Source organism: Neisseria sp. P0021.S005, from assembly GCF_051956955.1.
The window spans coordinates 1-3,143 of record NZ_JBQCWY010000358.1 but is presented as its reverse complement, the minus strand read 5'-3'; the positions used below and the strand labels follow the sequence as shown (position 1 = coordinate 3,143).

The window sequence follows — 3,143 nt, the reverse complement described above, 5'->3', positions numbered from 1 at the left end:
AGCTTTCGGTATTCATATTGCCCATTTCGTCAGACACCAAAGCGTGCAAATCTTCATCAAAGATTTCGCGTTTTTTGTCGGCGAGTTCTTTGAAGCGGGCGAACGCGGCGTTCAGTGCCTCTTCGCTTTCCAATTCAATACCCAAATCCGCCAGCTTGCTGCGGAATGCGCTGCGGCCGGAGAGTTTGCCCAAAGTCAGGCGGTTGGTTGACCAGCCGACTGATTCGGCAGTCATGATTTCATAGGTTTCAGGGTGTTTCAATACGCCGTCCTGATGGATGCCTGATTCGTGTGCAAAAGCGTTTGCACCGACTACCGCTTTGTTTGGCTGAATCGGATAGCCAGTAATAGTAGATACCAGTTTCGATACCGGCACGATTTGCGTGGTATCAATGCCGGTTTCCAAGCCGAACAAATCATGACGCACTTTCAACGCCATCACGATTTCTTCAAGGCTGGCATTACCAGCACGTTCACCCAAACCGTTGATGGTACATTCCACCTGGCGCACACCTGCCTGAACAGCAGCCAGCGAGTTGGCAACCGCCATACCCAAGTCGTTGTGGCAGTGGGTCGACCAGACTACTTTGTCGCCGTTGGGCACGCTTTTGATGATGTTGCTGATACGCTCGTACCATACGGAAGGGATGGAGTAGCCGACAGTATCGGGAATATTGATGGTAGTCGCGCCCGCTTCGATAACCGCCGTAAAGATTTTGGCAAGGAAGTCCAAATCCGAACGCACGGCGTCTTCGGCAGAAAATTCCACATCGTCAGTGTATTCTTTGGCGATTTTCACCGCTTTGACTGCCGCATCGATGACTTGCTGCGGCTTCATTTTCAGTTTGTGCTCCATGTGGATGGGGCTGGTGGCGATAAAAGTGTGAATACGTTTTTTCGGCGCGGGGGAAACAGCTTCACCTGCTTTGCGCACATCGTTTTCAACCGCACGAGCTAATGAGCAAACTGTAGATTTGGTAATGATTTTGGCAATCGCATTAACCGACTCGAAATCGCCCGGACTGGCTGCGGCAAAACCTGCTTCAATCACATCGACACCCATCTTTTCCAACTGGCGGGCAATACGGATTTTCTCCTCTTTGGTCATGGATGCACCCGGCGACTGCTCGCCGTCGCGCATGGTGGTATCGAAAATGATAACGCGGTTGGTTTGTGTCATTTCTGTTCTCTCCAGAGATTCGTTTTTTTGTAAAAAAGCATTCAAATCAAGCGGTCTGCCTTGCGCTTCCGCCAAAGCGGTCAGTTTTTGCAACTGAGCCAAAGGCAGGGAACCGCGTGTACGCCATTTATAGATAGCCGCCGTCGTTGCAGCATTTTCCGGGTCATGCTGTTTCAGGGCTTCGGCCAGCGCGTTTACGCCGCCAAAATAGGCAACCAAACGGTCAATGTCTAATTGCATGATGTTCCTTGTCCAAATCTGATTAAGATTATTGTGTTTAGGTTTTGCATTATACTCATTTTAGACAAAACGACAATCTATTTTTATCAAAATATTAGTGTGGATTTTAAAAATTGAGAAATTTTTATACATTTTGTCTAATTTGAACTATTAAAAGCCCCTCTCAAACCGAACACATCCTAAATATAGTAAACTAATCCCCTATTTCCCCGATTTGAAACACACTATGCCCCACACCATCCCTACCGACCGCGCCGACATCGAATGGCGCAACGAAAGTACACAAAAGCCGCCCAAGCAGGCGGTTTACATACAAGAAACAGGCGCAGCAGAAATCTTAAAAAATGCCCACGCGCAAACTGCAACCGTTTGGACTGGCGATTTTCACAATGCCAAGCAAGTCTTGGCCGCAATGAAAAAACGTATCCGCAGGCCGTCTGAAAAAAAGAAAGGCGCACCTGCCGATATTCAGACGGCCTTTCACGCCCACCGTATGAAACAGGCGCAACAAAGTCGTTTGCTCAATATGCTTGCCGTTGAAATCCAACCGAATTTTCAACTGGATAATGCACGTGCACCCGACATCTACGCCGCCCTGTGCGATGTTTACGACACACCAAACGACAAACCGTTTCTCTTGCCGCTGAATCAATTACTGGGCTTTATCGGTGCGCACGAATGGCACAAAAAAGGCATAGACATTCCGCAGCTAGACGGAAAAATCCATGTTCCTTTCGGCGTATTCTCTCCACTGCGTGGCGAATATTTGGATTTAATCGCCCAAGCGCCACTCGCTCCCCATATTCAGACGGCCTTTGACATCGGCACCGGCTCAGGCGTTATTGCCGCAATTTTGGCCAAACGAGGCATACCCGACATCATCGCCACAGACACCAACCCCAAAGCAATTGCCTGCGCCACCACAAACCTTGAGCGTCTAGGCTTGGATAAAGCTATCAGCGTTCAATCGATTGATTTATTTACAGAAAGTTGCGCCGACCTTATCGTCTGCAATCCGCCTTGGCTGCCTGCAAAACCGACCTCCGCTATTGAGACCGCCCTTTACGACCCCAATCACGCCATGCTGACTGCGTTCCTCAACGGCGTACGCAAGCATTTAAATCCAAACGGCGAAGCTTGGCTGATTATTTCCGACTTGGCAGAACACTTGCATTTGCGCGATAAATACTTTCTAAACCAATGCTTTCAGACGGCCTCGCTCAATGTAGTCGATATTTTGAAAACCAAACCGCAACATAAAAAAGCAATAGATGAATCCGATCCTTTGGCATTTGCCAGAAACAAGGAAACTACTTATCTATACCGTTTGAAAGCGATATAAAATCAAGGCCGTCTGAACATTCAGACGGCCTTTAAGCATTTCCATAAAAGAAAACGGCATATCCGTAAAGATATGCCGTCGATGGGAGCAGGGACTGCTATATTTGGCAGTGGTTTGTGTTTTAGTCCTCTTGCGCCGCTGTTTGCAGGTAGTTTGGCAAACCGACTTTACCAATCAATTCCTGCTGAGTTTCGAGCCAGTCGATGTGTTCTTCGTTGATGTCTTTTTGTTTTTCCAACAAATCACGGCTGACGTAGTCTTGTTGCTCTTCTGCAAGAGCGATGGCTGCAACCAGAGTATCATGTTTTTCATACTCTTTTTTCAGATCGCAGGCAATGATTTCTTCGGTAGATTCACCGATCAACAGTTTACCCAATTCTT

At 47.9% G+C, this 3,143-nt stretch carries 3 protein-coding genes; 1 reads left to right on the top strand and 2 read right to left on the bottom strand.

The features are described 5' to 3' along the window. Positions 1–1,420, bottom strand: a 1,420-nt coding sequence (locus ACTHUE_RS14150) for a 2-isopropylmalate synthase (protein WP_440423791.1), incomplete at its 3' end; no start/stop codon positions are given. Between the two features lie 226 nt (positions 1,421–1,646). Here ACTHUE_RS14150 and ACTHUE_RS14145 point away from each other — a divergent pair. Next, complete coding sequence (locus ACTHUE_RS14145) at positions 1,647–2,762, top strand: methyltransferase (RefSeq protein ID WP_440423789.1); 1,116 nt, start codon at positions 1,647–1,649, stop codon at positions 2,760–2,762. Between the two features lie 121 nt (positions 2,763–2,883). Here the strand turns inward: ACTHUE_RS14145 and ACTHUE_RS14140 are convergent. Then, a partial coding sequence (locus ACTHUE_RS14140) for a ferritin-like domain-containing protein (RefSeq protein WP_440423158.1) occupies positions 2,884–3,143 on the bottom strand: 260 nt, incomplete at its 5' end.

What these genes read in the sequence shown, in the direction of transcription:
- ACTHUE_RS14145 (WP_440423789.1), top strand. Translation starts at nt 1,647, where the DNA reads ATGCCCCACACCATCCCTACCGACCGCGCCGACATCGAATGGCGCAAC.